Here is a 17,750-nt window from a genome sequence, read left to right as displayed (position 1 = left end):
CGGTCTGGCTCAGTCGTCCTCGCCGTACGCCGCGAGCGCCTCCCGGGCGCGGGCGCGGCGGGCCTCGACGAGGTCGGGCGGGGCGAGGACGTCGACGGCGTCGCCGAGCCCCAGCAGCAGCCGCACCATCCAGTCGCGGTCGCCGTAGCGCATGGTGATCCGGGCCGACCCGTCGTCCTGCGCGTGCAGGCTCTCGACCGGGTAGTACTCCGCGACCCAGCGCGCGGCCGGGTGCAGCACGAGCGCGGCGACGTGGGCGCCGTCGTCGGGGCGCAGGAGGTCCTCCCCCGCTCCCGGACGGCCCTGGGCCCCGGGCGGTGGGGCGGAGGGCTCGTCGAGCACCTCGGCGTCGTCGACGCGGTCCAGTCGGAACAGCCGGACGCCCTCGGCGCTGCGGCACCAGGCCTCGAGGTACGCGGAGGCGTCCACCAGCAGCAGGCGCATCGGGTCGACCACGCGGCGCCCGACGGCGTCACGGGAGGCCGAGTAGTAGGTCAGCCGCACCGCGCGACCGGTCTCGACGGCGCGGCGCACCGCGTCCTCCGCGCCCCCGGGCGAGCGGCCCAGACCGACGGCGACGGCGCCCGGGCTCCCCGGCTCGGGCTCCTCCGGAGCGGCGGTGCCCGCGCGTCCCGCGGCGTCCTCGATCTTGGCCAGCGCCCGCTGCACCGCGTCGGCGTCGACCATGCCCGGCGCGTCCGCCAGCGCCCGCAGCGCCACGGCCAGCGTCGCCGCCTCGGCCCCCGAGAGGCGCAGCGGTCGGCGCATGCCGGCGTCGAACGTGACGGTCACCGTGTCGCCCTCGAAGGAGAGGTCGACCAGGTCGCCCGGGCCGTAGCCCGGCAGCCCGCACATCCAGAGCAGCTCGAGGTCGCGACGCAGCTGGGCCTCGCCCACGCCGAAGTCGGCGGCCGCGTCGGCCACCGCGATACCGGGACGCGCCAGCAGGTAGGGCACGAGCGTGAGCAGGCGCGGCAGCCGCTCGGACACCCCCGCGGTCACGGTGCACTCCCCACGTTCACGGCCCCCACCGACCCCCGCAGGAGCGCGACGACGGCCTTGCGCAGCTCCGGCGGCTCGAGGACGACCGCGTCCGGTCCGTGGCCCGCCACCCAGCGCGCGGCGGTGTCGATGCGGGACAGGTCGATCTCGACGACGTCCGGGTCGCCGTCCGGGTCCGGGTGGGCGCCGCGGCGCAGCCCCTGGGCCCGGCCGGGAGTGAGCCGGACCCGGGCGCGGCCCGTCGGGGGTGGCGGGCCGGCCGAGGCCGCCACCAGCGCCACGAGGTCGACGTCAGCCGGCGGCGTCACCGCACCCCGCGGCCCGATCGCCCGGGCGTCGTCGCCGATGCGGGAGAGCCGGAAGCAGCGGACGTCGGCGCGGTCGCGGTCGTGGCCGACGAGGTACCAGCGCCCGCGCCAGGACACGACCCCCCACGGCTCGACGGTGCGGGTGCGCGCCTCGGCGGTGGGGTGGGAGCGGTGGGTGAAGGTGACCACCCGCCCGGCCCGGCTCGCGGCGAGCAGCGGGGCGAAGGCCGGCTCGGCGGCCTGGAGCCGGGGCTGCACCGCCGACGCCGCGTCCGGGTCGACCGCGATCCCGGCGGCGCGTAGCTTCTGCAGCGCCGACCGCGCCGCCCCCGCCAGCGCCGGGGAGTCCCACAGCCGGGCCGCCAGAGCGACGGCGGTGGCCTCGTCCGGCGCGAGGTCGATGTCGGGCAGCTCGTAGTCGCCCCGCGCGATGCGGTAGCCGTCGACGGGCTCGGCCATCGACGACCGCCCGGTCTCCAGCGGGACGCCCAGCTCGCGCAGCTCGGCCTTGTCCCGCTCGAACATCCGGAAGAAGGCCTCGTCCGACGCGACGTCGGCGTAGCCCGGCACCGTGGCGCGGATCCGCTCGGCGCTGAGGAACTGGCGCGTCGAGAGCAGGCAGAGCACCAGGTTGACCAGGCGTTCGGCGCGCGCGGACGGGCTGGTCGTCACGGGCACGAGCCTACCGAGGTCTCGCCCAGGTGTTCGAACGCCGGTCCCGGCGCGTCAGCTCGAGTCGCTGCTGCGCTGGGCACGTTCGATGCGCACCTGGCCGTCGTCGTCGCGGTCGACCTCGAACCGGTAGTTCTCCCGGCTGGTCCGCCCGCTCGTGGTGGTGAACTCGATGTCGGCGGTGACGGTGCTGCCGCGCACGCTCACGTTCGTCGCCTGCACCGCGCTGATGCCCGACCAGAAGCGGCAGTAGCCCTCGTAGCCCCCGGAGTCGTCGCGGGCCTCGTCCGAGAGCACCGCCCAGGCGCCGTCGATGTTCCCGGGCAGCGACGCGTAGTAGTCGACGACGACGGTGGCCGGGTCGGACGACGCCGACGGGTCCATGGGTTCGACCGGCGCCGCGACGGTCGGGGTCGGCGCCGGCGTGGCCGTGGTGCCCGCCCCGCCGAGCGGGTCCGCCGGCGCCGGCTCCGTGGTGCCCGGCACCGGCGCCGCGGGGGTGGCGACCGTGCCGCCGGTGCTCGTCGCCGCGACCGCGACGCCGATCCCGGCCGCCAGCACGAGCCCGGACGCGGCGGCGACGACGGCCGTGCGCCGCCGGCGCCCCGCGTGGTCACGTCGCGTCCGCGGCACCGGCGTGATCCGCGGGACGCGCCGCGCGGCGGTCAGGCCCGGTCGCGCCAGCGACGACGCCGCCGCGGCGGCGGCCGGTGCGGCCGCGTCCCCCGCGACCGGCCCGGCGGCCGGCTCGGCGGCCGGCGAGGGCGCCGCCGCGGGACTCGGCGGAGCGGGGTCCGACACGGGGTCGGGTCTCGATCCAGGCCGGGATCCCGGTTCGGCATCCGGCCCGACGTCGTTGCCGGCACTCGACCCGCCACCCGGTCCGGCGACCGACCCGGCGACCGACCCGGCGACCGACCCGGCGACCGACCCGGCACCCGACCCGGCATCAGGGGCCGGCCCGGACGCCGTGGACGGCAGGTCCGCGGTGCTCGGGTGGCGCGGTGCCGGGACGTCCGCGGCGGCGTCGCCGCCGCTGCGGGGGGCCGGCACGAACGGCGTGGTGCCACCGCGGGCACGCAGGGCCCGCTCGACGGCCCCGGTGCCGGGGCGGTGCGCGGGGTCGAGGCGCAGCATCGCGGCGAGCGGGCGTCCGAGGACCCCGGCGCGGGTGGCGGGGCGCAGCCGGCCCTCGGCCATGGCGTGCAGCACCGCGAGGGTGTTGTCGTGGCGGCCGCAGACCAGCTCGTTCTCGACCGCGGCGTAGAGCGTGGCGCCGAGGGAGAACACGTCCGACGCGGGCGTGGGCTCGTCGCCGCGGGCCACCTCGGGGGCGAAGTAGCCCGGGGTGCCCGCGACGGTCCCGCCGCCGGTGGCCGTGGTGTCCCACGTCGCGCGGGAGACGCCGAAGTCGGTGATCTTGGCGACGCCGTCGTCGGTGATCAGGACGTTGCCGGGCTTGATGTCGCCGTGGACGATGCCGGCCTCGTGCACCGCGCCCAGCGCGTCGGCCACCTGCGCGCCGACCCAGGCGGCCTCGGCAGGCTCGAGCGGGCCGTGCTCGGCGAGCAGCGCGGCCAGCGAGCGCGACGGCAGGTACTCCATGACGAGCCAGGGCCCGGCGTCGTTGACCACGACGTCGAGCACGGCGATCGCCCGCGGGTGGGCCACGCGCGCGGCGATGCGGCCCTCGCGCATCGCGCGGGTGCGGGCGAGGCGCTCCTCGGTGGCGTCCCGGTGGCCGCGGGCGGCGAGCTGCTTGACCGCGACGGTGCGCCGCAGCCGGCGGTCCCAGGCCGTCCAGACCACGCCCATGGCGCCGGCGCCGATGCACTCCCCGATGCGGTAGCGCCCGCCGAGCACCGTGCCCACGACCTCCCCGTCGACCGGCACGGCCGCGCGGTCGTGGAGCGTGCCGGGGGGCGGGCCCGGCCGGTGCAGGCGGGAGGTGCGGGGCTGGTGCTCCATGAGGTCTCTCGTGCCGTCCTCGGCGTCGTCGGTGAAGTGCGGTCGTGGTTACCTCGTGCGCCCCGGACGCACGCCGCCGACGTGGCCGTCGTTACAAGGTGGCGATCAGGCGGTCCACGCGTTCGTCGACGGCGCGGAAGGGGTCCTTGCAGAGGACGGTTCGCTGGGCCTGGTCGTTCAGTTTGAGATGCACCCAATCCACGGTGAAATCGCGCCCGGCGGCCTGCGCGGCGGCGATGAAGTCGCCGCGCAGCTTGGCGCGGGTGCTCTGCGGCGGGGTGTCCTTGGCCGCCTCGATCTCGCCGTCGTCGGTGACACGGTCGACCATGTCCTTGCGCTGGAGCAGGTCGAAGATGCCGCGACCACGCCGGATGTCGTGGTAGGCGAGGTCGAGCTGGGCGACGCGCGGGCTCGAGAGCCCGAGGTCGTTGCGGTTGCGGTAGCGCTGGACGAGGCGGTGCTTGATCGCCCAGTCGATCTCGCGGTCGATGAGGGAGAGGTCCTGGCGCTCGACCGCGTCGAGCGTGCGGCCCCAGAGCTCGACCACGCGGTCGGTGATCGGGTCGGAGCCCCGGCGCGCGACGTGCTCGACGGCGCGGGCGTGGTACTCGCGCTGGATGTCCAGCGCGCTCGCCTCCCGACCCCCGGCCAGGCGCACGGGACGTCGGCCCGAGAGATCGTGGCTGATCTCACGGATGGCACGGATGGGGTTGTCGAGCGTGAAGTCCCGGAACTGCACGCCCTGCTCGATCATCTCGAGCACGAGGTGGGTGGTGCCCACCTTGAGCAGCGTGGTGACCTCGGACATGTTCGAGTCGCCGACGATGACGTGCAGCCGGCGGTAGCGCTCGGCGTCGGCGTGCGGCTCGTCGCGGGTGTTGATGATCGGGCGGCTGCGTGTCGTCGCGGACGACACGCCCTCCCAGATGTGCTCGGCGCGCTGCGAGAGGCAGTAGACGGCCCCGCGCGGGGTCTGCAGCACCTTGCCGGCACCGGCGATGAGCTGGCGCGTGACCAGGAACGGGAGCAGGACGTCGGCGATGCGGGAGAACTCGCCCGAGCGGCCGACCAGGTAGTTCTCGTGGCAGCCGTAGGAGTTGCCCGCGGAGTCGGTGTTGTTCTTGAACAGGAAGATGTCGCCGCCGATGCCCTCGTCGGCGAGCCGGCGCTCGGCGTCGAGCAGGAGGTCCTCGAGGATCCGCTCGCCCGCCTTGTCGTGCGCGACGAGCTGGGTGAGCGAGTCGCACTCCGCGGTGGCGTACTCGGGGTGGCTGCCCACGTCGAGGTAGAGCCGCGACCCGTTGCGCAGGAACACGTTGGACGACCGTCCCCAGGACACGACCCGGCGGAACAGGTAGCGGGCGACCTCGTCGGGCGACAGGCGCCGCTGGCCGTGGAAGGTGCAGGTGACACCGAACTCGGTCTCGACCCCGTAAATCCTCCGCTGCATCCCTCCACCCTAGGACAGCAACCCCGCCTGTGAGGGCTCCGCGAGCGGCCGGGTTCACGCTCCGTCGCGGGGCGTGCGGTACGGCCGGGGCCCGGATCACTACGGTCGGGCCCGTGGCGCTCCCGGGACGCGAACTGGCATCGGACATCTCCCACGGCGTGGGCCGCCGGGTGCGCCAGGGCGCGCGGGGCGGCCGCCGCCGGCTGGCCGACGTCAACGAGGCCGACTGCCGGATCACCACCGCCATCGGGCACCTGCCCTACTCGGCCGCCGATCCCGCCCTCGGGGCCCTGACCCGGTCGGCCAACCACAGCAAGCTCTGGTTCGGCGTGGCCGGCGTGCTGGTCGCGGGCAGCCGGCACACCCGCCGCGGCGCGCTGCGCGGAGTGCTCGCCATCGCCGGGGCGAGCCTGCTCGCCAACGGCGTGCTCAAACCGCTGGTCCCCCGCCGCCGGCCCGCGGCCGAGCTCCTCCCGGCGCACCGTTCGCTCGACGACCCGCCGACGTCCTCCTCGTTCCCGTCCGGCCACGCGGCGTCGGCCGCGGCGTTCGCGGCGGCCGTCGCCATGGAGAGCCCCAAGGCCTCGACCTGGGTGGTCCCGCTCGCCGCGACCGTCGCCTACAGCCGCATCCACGTCGGTGTCCACTGGACCACCGACGTCGCGGCGGGGGTCGGGCTCGGGACCCTGGCCGCACTCGCCACCCGGCGCTGGCTGCCCGTGCGCGACATCGACGAGGCCGCGGCCCGCCCCGTCGCCGGCGCACCGACGCTGCCCGAGGGCGAGGGACTCGTCGTGCTGGTGAACAGCCGGTCCGGCAAGGCGGGCGTCGACCCGTACGACGAGCTGGTCGGTGCGCTGCCCCGCGCGCGGGTCCTGCGTCTCGACGACGGGGCGGACCTCGCCGAGACGCTCGTGTCGGCCGCGCGCGAGCCCGGGACGCGGGCGCTGGGCATCGCAGGGGGCGACGGCTCGGTGGCCGCCGCCGCCCGGGTCGCCGAGGACCTCGACCTCCCCCTGGCGCTCATCCCGGCGGGCACGCTCAACCACTTCGGCCGCGACGTCGGCGTCTACGACACCCAGGAGGCCATCGACGCCACGGGCGCGGGCGAGGCCGTCGCGGTGGACCTCGGCGAGCTGCGGATCCACGCCGACCTCGAGGGCCGGCAGGAGCCGCAGCGGGTCGTCTTCGTCAACACCTCGGCGTTCGGCGGCTATCCCGAGATGGTCCGCCTGCGGGAGAAGTGGCAGAAGAGATGGGGCAAATGGCCCTCGGCGATCGCCGCGCTGCTCGTCACCCTGAAGCGCAGTCGGCCCATCCGGGTCCGCCTGAACGGGGTCGAGCGGTCGGTGTGGATGCTGTTCGTCGGCAACGGGCCCTACGTCCCGACCGGGATGGTGCCGTCCTACCGCCCACGGCTCGACACCGGCGTGCTGGAGGTCCGTTACCTGCGCGCCGATCGGCGCTTCGCCCGCGCGCGGGCGTTCGTGGCCCTGGCCACGGGCGTGCTCGGGCACAACCGGATCTACCAGGAGAGCGCCATGCGATCACTGGACATCGAGCTGCTCGACGGGCCGGTCGAGGTCGCCGCCGACGGCGAGGTCGTGGGTCGCGGCCGGCGGCTGCGCTACCGGGTGGCCGACCACCCCGTGCCCGTCTACCGGCGCGACGAGGCGCTGTGGCCGCACCGGGCCACGGCCCGCTGAGCCCGGCCCCGACCGCCGAGACCACCGGGATCCCCGTGACGCTCCCCCGCCACCGCTCCCCCGTCGGCTCCCGCTGGGCCCGCCGCGTCGACCGCACCGCCGACCGCGGACTGCTGTGGGCCGTCATCGCGGGCGGCCTGTTCGTCTCCGGGAAGGGTCCGCGCCGGCGCGCCGGGGTCCGCGGGGTCATGGCGGCCGCGGCGACGTCCGCGATCGCCCACACGCTGGCCAAGCCCCTGCTCCCCCGGATGCGTCCGTGGGGCCGGCGCTTCCCGTCCGCGCACGCCGCGTCGTCGTCGGCCTTCGTCACGGCCGCCGCGATGGAGTCGCCGCTGCTCGGCGCGGCGCTCGCGCCGGTGGCGGTGGCCGTCTCCGGCGCCCGCGTGACCCTCGGGGAACGCACGGTCGCCGACGTCCTCGCCGGCGCCGGGCTCGGCGTCGGGGTCGCGGCGCTGACCCGGCGCTGGTGGCCGGTCGTGCGCCACGCGCCCGCCCGCGCGCGCCCCGCGCACGACGCGCCGGCGCTGGCCGACGGCTCCGGGCTCGTGATGGTGGCGAACCGCTCGGCCGGCACCCCGGGACCCCTGGAGGCCCTGGGCCAGCTCGTCGCTCCGGTGGTCGGCGCCGTCGAGGACGACGCCGAGCCGTCCCCGCCGGAGGAGATCCACGCCGTGCTCCCGCGGGCGCAGGTCCTCGTCCCGGAGCCCGGCGTCGACTTCGTCGAGGAGGTCGAGGCCGCCCTGGACCGCCCGGCTCCGGACGGCGGCGCGCCGCGCGCCATCGGGGTCGCCGGCGGCGACGGCTCCGTCGCGGCCCTCGCCGGGCTGGCCCAGCGTCGCGGCGTGCCGCTGGTGGTCATGCCCGAGGGCACGCTCAACCACTTCGCCCGCGACGTCGGCATCGAGGACTCGGCGACGGCCCTCGCCGCGGCCCGCGACGGGGAGGCCGTGGCGGTGGACGTCGGCCTCGTCGACATCACCGCCCCCGAGGGCGGGGAACGGACCGTCGCGTTCATCAACACCGCGAGCCTCGGCGGCTACCCGGACATGGTCAAGCTGCGCGAGCAGTGGGAGGGCCGCTGGGGCAAGTGGCCGGCGGCCGCCATGGCGCTGGTCCGCGTGCTGGCCGAGGCGACCCCGCTCGTCGTCGAGCTCGACGGCCGGCGCCGCACGATCTGGCTGCTGTTCGTGGGGATGGGCGGCTACGAGCCCCGGGGCATGGCCCCGCTCTTCCGCCCCCGGCTCGACGCCCGGGTGCTCGACGTGCGCTACCTGCGCGCCGACGGCCGCTTCTCGCGCACCCGGTTCGTGGTGTCGGTGATGGCCGGGACCCTCGCGCGCAGCCGCGTCTACACGGCGGCCTCGCGGACCCGGCTCTCGGTGCGGGTCGTCGGCCCGGCGGTCGGGCTGGCCACCGACGGCGAGGTGCAGCCCGACTCCGACCGGTTCGTCTTCCGGATCGCGCCCAAACCGGTGCCGGTCTACCGGCTGCCGGAGGCTTAGGCCTCAGGGTCGGCGCCGCCCGCGCCCGAGACCTCGTCGCCGGCGCCCGTGTCGTCCGCGTCGGTGTCCCCCGCGGGCTCCTCTGCGGAGGACCCCGCCTGGTCGCCGCCCGGCAGCAGGGCGGCCAGGGCGGCCCCGGTGACGCGCCGGAACGCCCGGCGCGGCCGGCGGCTGCGGTCGAGGACGGCGACTTCGAGGGCGTCGACCCCGAGGGGCTCGGGAGTCGAGCCGCCGGACCCCGAGCCGGACGAGCTGCCGTTCTGCGCCTGCAGCGCCTCGAGGGCGATCCGCAGGGCGTTCTGCATGTCGAGGTCGGCCTCGTAGGACGAGCGCAGGGCCGCGCTGATGGGCTCGGTGGTGCCGCCCATGACCACGAACCGCGGCTCGTCGGAGATCGAGCCGTCGTAGGTGATCCGGAAGAGCTTGTCGCGGTCGGGCGTCTCGCCGACCTCGGCGACGCACAGCTCCACCTCGAACGGCTTCTGCTGCTCGATGAAGCTCGCGCCGAGGATCTGGGCGTAGGCGTTGGCCAGCGAACGGCCGGAGACGTCGCGGCGGTCGTAGGAGTAGCCGCGCACGTCGGCGTAGCGGATGCCGGCGGTGCGCAGGTTCTCGAACTCGTTGTAGCGGCCGACCGCGGCGAACCCGAGCGAGTCGTAGATCTCCGAGACCTTGCGCAGGGAGTTCGACCGGTTCTCCGCCACGAACAGCACGCCGCCGGCGAAGGTCAGCACGACGACGCTGCGGCCCCGGGCGATGCCCTTGCGCGCGAGGTCCGAGCGGTCGCGCATCAGCTGGTCGACCGACGCGTAGAACGGCATCGTCATGGCGGGGAGCGCTCCTGGGTCCGAAGGTGTCTGCGGGTTCGTGGGTGGGGAGCTCAGCCGCCGGGCCGCTCGCGGCGGCCCGCGACGACGGCCTCGGCGACCGCGGCGGTCTCGTCCTCGGGCACCGTGACGGCGCCCTCGGCGTCGATGGTGACCACGATCGGGTAGATCGCGCGGATGGTGTCGGGCCCGCCGGTGGCGCTGTCGTCGTCGGCGGCGTCGTAGAGCGCCTCGACGAGCGTGCGCACGACGTCCTCGCGCGAGCCCTCCGGGTCGTGGCGCTTCTTCAGCGACGACTTCGCGAACAGCGACCCGGAGCCGACGCCGGCGTAGTGGGTCTCCTCGCTGCGGCTGCCGACCACGTCGTAGGACACGATGCGCCCGGCGCGGGCCGGGTCGGCGGCGTCGACGTCGAAGCCGACGAACAGCGGCACGAACGACAGCCCCTGCATCGCCGCGCCCAGGTTGCCCCGCACCATGCCCGCGAGCTTGTTGGCCTTGCCGTCGAAGGTGAGCGGGACGCCCTCGATCTTCTCGTAGTGCTGCAGCTCGACGGTGAACAGCCGCACCGCCTCGACCGCGATGCCCGCGGTGCCCGCGATGCCGGCCGCCGACCAGTCGTCGGTGACGAAGACCTTCTGCATGTCGCGCGAGGAGATCAGGTTGCCCATCGTCGCCCGCCGGTCGCCGGCGATGGCGACACCGCCGGAGAAGGTGGCGGCCACGATGGTCGTGCCGTGCGCGGCGGTGACGTGCCCGCCCGCGCCGGCCTGCTCGGCCGTCACCGGACGGGCGCCCGCGCCGGGCAGCAGGTCAGGCCGGACCTCCCGCAGGAAGTCGACGAACGAGGCCGTCCCGGCGGAGAAGTAGGCCGGGGGCAGGGCCGACGAGGGCTCCATCGGTGGGGCGCTCCTGTGCGTGGGTGTCGGGGCTGGGCTCAGGACTTCGGGGAATGGACCGCCGCCCCCGTGGCCCCGGTCACAGCGAACCGGGGTCACGGGGGCGGCGTGGTGTCTGTAGGCCGAACGGAGTACGAGGACTCCGCCGGGAGGTTACTGGCCGCCCTTCTGGACGTACGCCCGGACGAAGTCCTCGGCGTTCTCCTCGAGCACGTCGTCGATCTCGTCGAGGATCGTGTCGACGTCCTCACCGAGCTTCTCGCGGCGCTCCTGGCCGGCGGCGGTGCTGTCCTCGCCGCCGTCGCCGTCGTCGCCCCCGCCCTGCCGCTGGGTCTGTTCCTGCGCCATGGCTAGCCTCCCGGGGTCTTTCGTACAGCGGGGTACTGCGCTTTCGAACCCTACAGACCCGGGGCGACATCTGCCCGTGACGCAACGCTCTCTCACCCCCGCGTCAGGGCCTCCACCAGCGCCGTCGCGTCCGCCGAGTTGTCGATGAGCTCCCCGACGTGCCCGCGCGTGCCGCGCAGGGGCTCGAGGGTCGGGATCCGCACCAGTGACTCGCGGCCCAGGTCGAAGATGACCGAGTCCCACGACGCCGCCGCCACCTCGGCGGGGTAGCGCTCCAGGCAGCGGCCACGGAAGTAGGCGCGGGTGTCCTCCGGAGGGTGGGTGACGGCCGCGCGCACGGCCTCCTCGTCGACGAGGCGCTTGATCGAGCCGCGGGCGACCAGCCGGTTGTACAGGCCCTTGCCCTGGCGGACGTCGGTGTACTGCAGGTCGATGAGGTGCAGCTTCGGCGAGTCCCAGGGCAGGTTGTCGCGCTGCTGGTAGCCCTGCAGCAGGTTGAGCTTGGCGACCCAGTCGAGCCGGTCGGCGCAGCGCAGCGGGTCGGTGCCGAGGTCGTCGAGCACCTGCTGCCACGTCTCGAGGACCTCGAGGGTCATCGGGTCGATCTCGCCGTCGGCCGTGGTCTCCTCGTGCTTCCAGGCGCGCTCGAGGTAGGCGTGCTGGAGGTCCAGGGCGGTCATCTTCCGGCCGTCGGAGAGGTCGACCGTGGTCTTCAGCGTCGGGTCGTGGCTGATGCGGTGCACCGAGCGCACCGGCTCGAGCAGGCGCAGGTCGTCGAAGCGCACCCCGCCCTCGATCATCGAGAGCACCAGGGCCGTCGTGCCGAGCTTGAGGTAGGTGGAGTACTCGGCGAGCGTCGCGTCGCCGATGATGACGTGCAGCCGGCGGTACTTGTCGGCGTCGGCGTGCGGCTCGTCGCGGGTGTTGATGATGCCGCGCTTGAGCGTGGTCTCCAGCCCGACCTCGACCTCGATGTAGTCGGCGCGCTGGGAGAGCTGGAACCCCGCCTCGTCGCCGGACGGGCCGAGGCCCACGCGCCCGGCGCCGCACACCACCTGCCGCGACGCGAAGAACGGCGTCAGCCCCGTGATGATCGTGGGGAACGGGGTCTGGCGGGCGCAGAGGTAGTTCTCGTGGGACCCGTAGCTCGCGCCCTTGTTGTCGATGTTGTTCTTGTAGAGCTGGATCCGCGGGGTCCCGGGGACCGTCGCCGCCCTTTCGGCGGCGTCCTCCATGACCCGCTCCCCCGCCTTGTCCCAGATCACCGCGTCGCGCGGGGTGGTCACCTCGGGGGCGGAGAACTCGGGATGCGCGTGGTCGACGTAGAGCCGGGCGCCGTTGGTGAGGATGACGTTGGCGGCGCCCAGGTCGTCGAGGTCGCCCGCGTCCGGCGGCGGGCCGGCGCTCGGACCGAGGTCGAACCCGCGGGCGTCGCGCAGGGGCGACTCGACCTCGTAGTCCCAGCGGGCACGCCGGGCGCGCGGCACCTCGGCGGCGGCCGCGTAGGCCAGCACGATCTGGGTCGAGGTGATCACCGGGTTCGCGGCCGGGTCACCGGGGACGGAGATGCCGTACTCGATCTCGGTGCCCATGATGCGGCGCGCGGTCATGCCTCCGACCCTAAATGTGTCCGGGCCCCGCGGCCCGCTCCGGGCGGCGCGGTGCGCCACAGGACACCGAAGACGACGGCGCCCAGCACGACGGCCCCGGCCATCGTCGCCGCCATCGGCACCGCCGACCGGCTGCCCGCCAGGCCGACGAGCGGGGCGGTGCCGGCGCCCACGATGAACTGGGCGGTGCCCAGCAGGGCCGACGCGCTCCCGGCGTGCTCCGGGTGGTCGGCCAGGGTCAGCGTCGTGGCGCTGGGCAGCACCAGGCCGACGCCGACGACCGTGACGAAGAGACCCGCCACGACCCCGGCGAGCCCGCCGTCGAGCAGCGTCGCGACCAGCAGCACCCCGGTCCCGACGGCCGCGACGCCCAGCCCCGTGGCGACCAGCCGCACGGGCGCGACCCGGCCCGAGCCCGCCAGACGGCCCGCGACCTGCACCGACGCCACGATCCCCACCGAGTTGGCGGCGAACACCCCGGAGAACGCCTGGGGCGAGAGCCCGTAGAGGTCCTGCAGGACGAACGTCGAGCCGGAGATGTAGGCGAACATCGCCGAGAACAGCAGGCCGGCCGCGAGCACGCAGGCGACGACCCGGCGGTCGCCGAGCAGCACGCGGAACGACGCGAGGGTGGCCGCGGCGCTGCCGGCGCGACGGCGGGACCGCGGCAGCGACTCGCGCACCAGCGCGAGGACCGCGAGCCCGGACAGCGCGCCGTACACGGCGAGGACGACGAACACCCCGCGCCAGCTCGTGGCCCGCAGCAGCTGCCCGCCGAGCACCGGCGCGACGATCGGGGCCACGCCGGAGACGAGCATCAGCGTCGCGAAGGCCCGCGCCGACGCCGTGGCGTCGCTGGTGTCGCGCACCACCGCCCGCGCGACGACGATGCCCACGGCCCCGAGCAGCCCCTGGAGCAGGCGCAGCGCGACGAGCACCTCGATCGACGGCGCCACCGCGCACAGCACCGAGACCACCGCGAAGCCCGCGGCCCCCAGCAGCATGGGGCGACGGCGCCCGAGCACGTCGGACAGCGGGCCCGCGACGAGCTGGCCCAGCGCGAGCCCGACCAGGCACGACGTCAGCGACAGCTGCGTGACCGACGGCGTGGTGGCCAGGTCGGCGGTCAGCGACGGCAGGGCGGGCAGGTACGTGTCCAGCGACAGCGGCGCGGCCGCGGTCAGGGCGCCGAGCACGACCAGGCGCGCGCGGTGACCCTGCTGTCGCTCCCCGCTCGCCGGGTCCCCGGACGGAGCGGGCCCGCTCACGCGCTCGTCTCGTCCGTGTCGTCGTCCTCGGCCGTCAGCCAGCGCATCAGGTGGTCGTGGACGTCGGGGTCGTTGAGCAGGTGGAAGTGGTGCGACGACGTCAGCGGCTCGACGTCGGTGACGGCGCCGCCCGCGGAGTCGACGGGGACCAGCAGGTCGCCGAGGGCGTTCGCCAGCGGGTGGTGCGCGGAGCTGGTGAGGCACGCGGCGACGGCGTGGTGCGACGCGTGGGCGAGCAGGGGCACCTCGGTGTCCGACACCCCCGTCACGAGGTCGCGGATGCCCGCGGAGCGGCGGTCGAGGAACTCGCCCCAGGTCCTCGAGCTCGACCACCCGCTGAGCCGGCTCGCCAGCTGGTCCACCCGGTGGGCCAGCGGAGCGCCCCGGTGCGGCGAGCCCAGGTAGATCATCCGGCGCACCGCGCCGACCCAGGGCTGACCGGTCTGCACGGCGTGGTGGCAGGCGTGGCGCAGCACGAGGCCGCCCATCGAGTGCCCGACGAGGTCGAGGCGCCGGACGGCCTCGGGCCAGCGGGCGAACAGGTCGGTGAGCAGCAGCGAGAGCGCCGTGCCGTTGTCGGCGATGCGCAGCCCGGAGTTGTAGCGCAGCAGCAGCGGCGTCGCGCCGGTGGCGGAGGCGACGCGCTCGGCGTAGCCCTCCCCCGCGCTGGCCTCGCCGTAGAGCCGCCAGGCGTGCTCGGTCTCCCCGAGGCCGTGCACGAAGAGCACGAGGCGGGTCAGGTCGCGCTCGGGGTGGTCGGCGACCGCGGCACGCAGCGCCTCGGGATCGGCCGTGTCGCCGGGCAGCTCGCCGTGCTCGTCGTCGACGGTCGCGGTGTAGAGGGCCATGGGCACGGCGAGGTCGTTGTCCAGGGCCACCATGTGGTCGCCGACCAGGCCGTTGATCGCGCCGGTGAGCACCGCGCCCGTGGGCGTGCCGGTGATGGGGCGCCAGTCGCCGGGACGGGCCAGCGACGCCGCGGCGCCGACCCCCTGCCCCGCGAGCCGGGAGATGCCGCGCACCGCCGCGTAGACGCCGGTGCTGATGCCGTCGTGCATCACCTGCACGGGCTTCGACGCCGGCCCGAGCCCGGCCCGGCGGAGCGCGCCGAACACGGTGCCGGAGATCGCCTCGTGGGTGCCCTGGACGGGTCGCGAGACGATGTCGACGGCCTCCGACGCGACACCGGCCGCTCCGCGGACCTCGTTGCGGTCCTGGCGGGGCGGCCGGTGGTGCTCGTCGGTCATGCCTACACGGTACCCGCTGTCACAGGTACTGGCCCGTGTTGGAGGCCGTGTCGATCTCCTTGCCCTGCGTCGCGCCCTTGCCGGTGACGAGGGTGCGGATGTAGACGATCCGCTCGCCCTTCTTGCCCGAGATGCGTGCCCAGTCGTCCGGGTTGGTCGTGTTGGGCAGGTCCTCGGACTCGGCGAACTCGTCGACCACCGCGTCCAGCAGGTGCTGCACGCGCAGGCCCGGCTGGGAGCTCTCCAGCTCGGACTTGATGGCCGACTTCTTCGCCCGGCCGACGATGTTCTCGATGACCGCGCCGGAGTTGAAGTCCTTGAAGTACAGGACCTCCTTGTCCCCGTTGGCGTAGGTGACCTCGAGGAACCGGTTGTCGTCGGTCTCGGCGTACATCCGCTCGACGACCCGCTCGATCATGCCGTCGAGGCACGCCGCGCGGTTGCCGCCGAACTCGTCGATGTCGTCCTCGTGCAGCGGCAGGCCGTCGATCAGGTACTTCGAGAAGATGTCCTGCGCGGCCTCCGCGTCCGGGCGCTCGATCTTGATCTTCACGTCGAGACGGCCGGGCCGCAGGATCGCGGGGTCGATCATGTCCTCGCGGTTCGAGGCGCCGATGACGATGACGTTCTCGAGCCCCTCGACACCGTCGATCTCGCTCAGGAGCTGGGGCACGATCGTCGTCTCGACGTCGCTCGAGACACCCGAGCCGCGCGTCCGGAAGATCGAGTCCATCTCGTCGAAGAACACGATCACCGGCGTGCCCTCGGACGCCTTCTCGCGCGCCCGCTGGAAGATCATCCGGATGTGCCGCTCGGTCTCGCCGACGAACTTGTTGAGCAGCTCCGGGCCCTTGATGTTGAGGAAGTGCGCCTTGACGTCGCGGCTGTCCTCGCCGCGGGTCTCGGCGACCTTCTTCGCCAGCGAGTTGGCCACGGCCTTCGCGATGAGCGTCTTGCCGCACCCGGGCGGGCCGTACAGCAGCACGCCCTTGGGCGGACGCAGCTGGTAGGTCCGGAACAGGTCGGCGTGCAGGAACGGCAGCTCCACCGCGTCGCGGATGGAGTCGATCTGCCGCGCGAGGCCGCCGATGTCGGTGTAGGCGACGTCGGGGACCTCCTCGAGCACGAGCTCCTCGACCTCGGCCTTCGGCACCTTCTCGTAGGCGTAGCCCACCTTGGTGTCGACCATCAGCGAGTCGCCCGGCTTGAGCTCGGGCCCGTCCTCGGACAGCAGCGAGTCGGCCAGGTGGATGACCCGCTCCTCGTCGGCGTTGCCGATGATCAGCGCGCGGGTCCGGCTGCCGTCCTCGTCGGTGAGGATCTCGCGCAGCGCGCAGACCTCGCCGATGCGCTCGTAGGCGCCCGCCTCGACGACGGTGAGGGCCTCGTTCAGCCGCAGGGACTGCCCGCGGGTGAGCTCGGAGGTCTCCACGGCCGGCGACACGGCCACGCGCATGCGGCGGCCGGACGTGAACACGTCGACCGTCGAGTCCTCGTGCGCCTCGAGGAACACGCCGTAGCTCGACGGCGGCTGCGCGAGCCGGTCGACCTCCTCGCGGAGGCTCACGAGCTGCGCGCGGGCCTCTTTGAGGGTGTCGGTCAGCTTGTCGTTGCGCTCGGTCAGCTGCGCCACACGCTGCTGAGCCTCGCCCAGACGCTGTTCGAGGATGCGCGCGTGCCGAGGGGATTCGGTCAACTTGCGACGCAACAGCGCGACCTCGTCCTCGAGGAAGCGCACCTGTGCTGCCATGTCCGCCGAGCCACGGTCGTGTCGTTCGCCGCGGTCCCGGCCGCTGTCTGCCCTGTCGGATCGGCCCCTGGGGTCGTCGTCAGTCGTCACGGCGCCCTCCTCCGCTACTCCGTGGCGCAACCGTACCCGTGAATCGAGGTGTCCGTGGAGTAGCGCGCCGGTGACGGAGTTCTCACGGGCGGCTCTTGCGCGGCGTCACGGTGGGTCATTCCCGCATCACAGGAGGGCCTTCTCCGATCACCGATGATCGGATCTCCCGCGCGTCAGCCCCGGCTCGGCCGACGCTGCACGCGCGGCGGGGTCACGCCGTCGGCCAGACGCCGCGCCGTCAGCAGGAACGCCGTATGGGCGATCATCCGGTGCTCCGGGCGCACGGCGAGCCCCACCGCGTGCCACGGGCGGACCATCGACTCCCACACCTGCGGCTCGGTCCAGCACGCCTGCTCACGGAGCGCTTCGGTCAGCGTCGAGAGCTGGGTCGTCGTGGCGACGTAACCGACGAGCACGCCGCCGGGCACGAGCGTCTCCCGCACGACCGGCAGCGTCTCCCACGGCGCGGCCATGTCGAGGACGATCCGGTCCGCGGTCCCGTCCGGCTCCGTGGGGTCGTGGTCGGCGAGGTCGCCCACGCGCAGGTCCCAGGTCTCCGGGCGCTCGCCGAAGAAGCGCTCGACGTTCTTCTCGGCGTGCTCGGCGTGGTCGGCGCGGACCTCGTAGGAGCGCACGTGGCCGGTGGGCCCGACCGCGCGCAGCAGGCTGCACGTCAGCGCCCCCGACCCGGCGCCGGCCTCGAGCACCCGCGCCCCCGGGAACACGTCGCCCCACATGAGGATCTGCGCCGCGTCCTTCGGGTAGATCACCTGGGCCCCGCGCGGCATGGCGAGCACGTAGTCGGGCAGCAGGGGGCGCAGCGCGAGGTAGGGGGTGTTGGCGGCCGAGAGCACGACGCTGCCCTCGGGGGCGCCGATCAGCCTGTCGTGGTCGATGGCCCCGCGGTGCGTGTGGTAGCTCTGCCCGCGCTCGAGCACGAGGCTGAAGTGGCGGCCCTTCGGGTCGGTGAGCTGCACCCGGTCGCCCGGCCGGAACGGCCCGCTGCGCACCGGGCCCCGCTCGGTGTCGGTGACGTCCTCGGCGCTCTGCACGACGGACCACCCTAGGCAGCGGGGTGCGTCGCGACCGCGAGGGGCGTGTCG

At 74.6% G+C, this 17,750-nt stretch carries 14 protein-coding genes; 2 read left to right on the top strand and 12 right to left on the bottom strand.

Features of this window, described 5'->3' with window-relative positions; genetic code table 11:
- Nucleotides 1-9: 9 nt before the first annotated feature.
- The 4 genes from ACR9E3_RS01790 to pafA form a co-directional block, all read right to left on the bottom strand.
- A complete protein-coding gene (locus tag ACR9E3_RS01790) occupies nucleotides 10-1,002 on the bottom strand; it encodes a helix-turn-helix transcriptional regulator (protein WP_460377963.1) in 993 nt (330 codons plus the stop codon).
- Nucleotides 999-1,982, bottom strand: coding sequence for a helix-turn-helix transcriptional regulator (locus tag ACR9E3_RS01785; RefSeq protein WP_285647983.1), 984 nt, complete (start codon nucleotides 1,980-1,982; stop codon nucleotides 999-1,001). Before ACR9E3_RS01785 ends, ACR9E3_RS01790 begins: the two co-directional genes overlap by 4 nt.
- Nucleotides 1,983-2,036: 54 nt before the next feature.
- Nucleotides 2,037-3,950: a serine/threonine-protein kinase gene (locus tag ACR9E3_RS01780; RefSeq protein ID WP_460377961.1), complete on the bottom strand. Its 1,914-nt coding sequence runs from the start codon at nucleotides 3,948-3,950 to the stop codon at nucleotides 2,037-2,039.
- Nucleotides 3,951-4,041: 91 nt separating this feature from the next.
- The gene (gene pafA / locus ACR9E3_RS01775) at nucleotides 4,042-5,400 is read right to left on the bottom strand and encodes a Pup--protein ligase (protein ID WP_460377959.1); all 1,359 of its coding nucleotides are present in this window, start codon (nucleotides 5,398-5,400) and stop codon (nucleotides 4,042-4,044) included.
- 170 nt (nucleotides 5,401-5,570) lie between these two features.
- Here pafA and ACR9E3_RS01770 point away from each other — a divergent pair, with 170 nt between their 5' ends.
- Nucleotides 5,571-7,106, top strand: coding sequence for a bifunctional phosphatase PAP2/diacylglycerol kinase family protein (locus ACR9E3_RS01770; protein WP_460378379.1), 1,536 nt, complete (start codon nucleotides 5,571-5,573; stop codon nucleotides 7,104-7,106).
- Nucleotides 7,079-8,608, top strand: a complete 1,530-nt coding sequence (locus ACR9E3_RS01765) for a diacylglycerol/lipid kinase family protein (RefSeq protein WP_460377958.1) — start codon at nucleotides 7,079-7,081, stop codon at nucleotides 8,606-8,608. Before ACR9E3_RS01770 ends, ACR9E3_RS01765 begins: the two co-directional genes overlap by 28 nt.
- Here ACR9E3_RS01765 and prcA read toward each other — a convergent pair.
- The 8 genes from prcA to ACR9E3_RS01725 all read right to left on the bottom strand — a co-directional run bounded on the left by prcA (nucleotide 8,605) and on the right by ACR9E3_RS01725 (nucleotide 17,657).
- Nucleotides 8,605-9,435 carry a proteasome subunit alpha gene (gene prcA / locus ACR9E3_RS01760; protein WP_460377956.1) on the bottom strand — a complete coding sequence of 277 codons (831 nt, stop codon included), beginning with the start codon at nucleotides 9,433-9,435 and terminating at the stop codon, nucleotides 8,605-8,607. The two genes, ACR9E3_RS01765 and prcA, sit on opposite strands and share 4 nt — an antisense overlap.
- A gap of 53 nt (nucleotides 9,436-9,488) precedes the next feature.
- Nucleotides 9,489-10,334, bottom strand: a complete 846-nt coding sequence (gene prcB / locus ACR9E3_RS01755; protein ID WP_460377955.1) for a proteasome subunit beta — start codon at nucleotides 10,332-10,334, stop codon at nucleotides 9,489-9,491.
- Between the two features lie 153 nt (nucleotides 10,335-10,487).
- On the bottom strand, nucleotides 10,488-10,682 hold the full coding sequence (locus ACR9E3_RS01750; RefSeq protein ID WP_274194800.1) for a ubiquitin-like protein Pup: 195 nt from the start codon (nucleotides 10,680-10,682) through the stop codon (nucleotides 10,488-10,490).
- 92 nt (nucleotides 10,683-10,774) lie between these two features.
- On the bottom strand, nucleotides 10,775-12,292 hold the full coding sequence (dop, locus tag ACR9E3_RS01745; RefSeq protein WP_460377954.1) for a depupylase/deamidase Dop: 1,518 nt from the start codon (nucleotides 12,290-12,292) through the stop codon (nucleotides 10,775-10,777).
- Complete coding sequence (locus ACR9E3_RS01740; protein WP_460377953.1) at nucleotides 12,289-13,560, bottom strand: multidrug effflux MFS transporter; 1,272 nt, start codon at nucleotides 13,558-13,560, stop codon at nucleotides 12,289-12,291. The genes dop and ACR9E3_RS01740 overlap by 4 nt, the downstream gene beginning before the upstream one ends.
- Nucleotides 13,557-14,807: an esterase/lipase family protein gene (locus ACR9E3_RS01735; protein WP_460377951.1), complete on the bottom strand. Its 1,251-nt coding sequence runs from the start codon at nucleotides 14,805-14,807 to the stop codon at nucleotides 13,557-13,559. The genes ACR9E3_RS01740 and ACR9E3_RS01735 overlap by 4 nt, the downstream gene beginning before the upstream one ends.
- A 19-nt stretch (nucleotides 14,808-14,826) precedes the next feature.
- Nucleotides 14,827-16,647, bottom strand: coding sequence for a proteasome ATPase (arc, locus tag ACR9E3_RS01730; RefSeq protein WP_460377950.1), 1,821 nt, complete (start codon nucleotides 16,645-16,647; stop codon nucleotides 14,827-14,829).
- A 173-nt stretch (nucleotides 16,648-16,820) separates the two neighbouring features.
- Nucleotides 16,821-17,657 carry a tRNA (adenine-N1)-methyltransferase gene (locus tag ACR9E3_RS01725; RefSeq protein WP_460378378.1) on the bottom strand — a complete coding sequence of 279 codons (837 nt, stop codon included), beginning with the start codon at nucleotides 17,655-17,657 and terminating at the stop codon, nucleotides 16,821-16,823.
- Nucleotides 17,658-17,750: the final 93 nt, after the last annotated feature.

This window comes from Actinomycetospora sp. C-140 (assembly GCF_054796175.1).
The sequence above is the reverse complement of the archived record's forward strand: the minus strand, read 5'-3'. Positions and strand labels throughout refer to the sequence as shown.

Bases quoted from the DNA above. Each gene is read 5' to 3' on its own strand.
- ACR9E3_RS01780 (WP_460377961.1), bottom strand. From the start codon at position 3,950: ATGGAGCACCAGCCCCGCACCTCCCGCCTGCACCGGCCGGGCCCGCCC.
- dop (WP_460377954.1), bottom strand. From the start codon at position 12,292: ATGACCGCGCGCCGCATCATGGGCACCGAGATCGAGTACGGCATCTCC.
- prcB (WP_460377955.1), bottom strand. From the start codon at position 10,334: ATGGAGCCCTCGTCGGCCCTGCCCCCGGCCTACTTCTCCGCCGGGACG.
- ACR9E3_RS01750 (WP_274194800.1), bottom strand. From the start codon at position 10,682: ATGGCGCAGGAACAGACCCAGCGGCAGGGCGGGGGCGACGACGGCGAC.
- ACR9E3_RS01735 (WP_460377951.1), bottom strand. From the start codon at position 14,807: ATGACCGACGAGCACCACCGGCCGCCCCGCCAGGACCGCAACGAGGTC.
- prcA (WP_460377956.1), bottom strand. From the start codon at position 9,435: ATGACGATGCCGTTCTACGCGTCGGTCGACCAGCTGATGCGCGACCGC.
- pafA (WP_460377959.1), bottom strand. From the start codon at position 5,400: ATGCAGCGGAGGATTTACGGGGTCGAGACCGAGTTCGGTGTCACCTGC.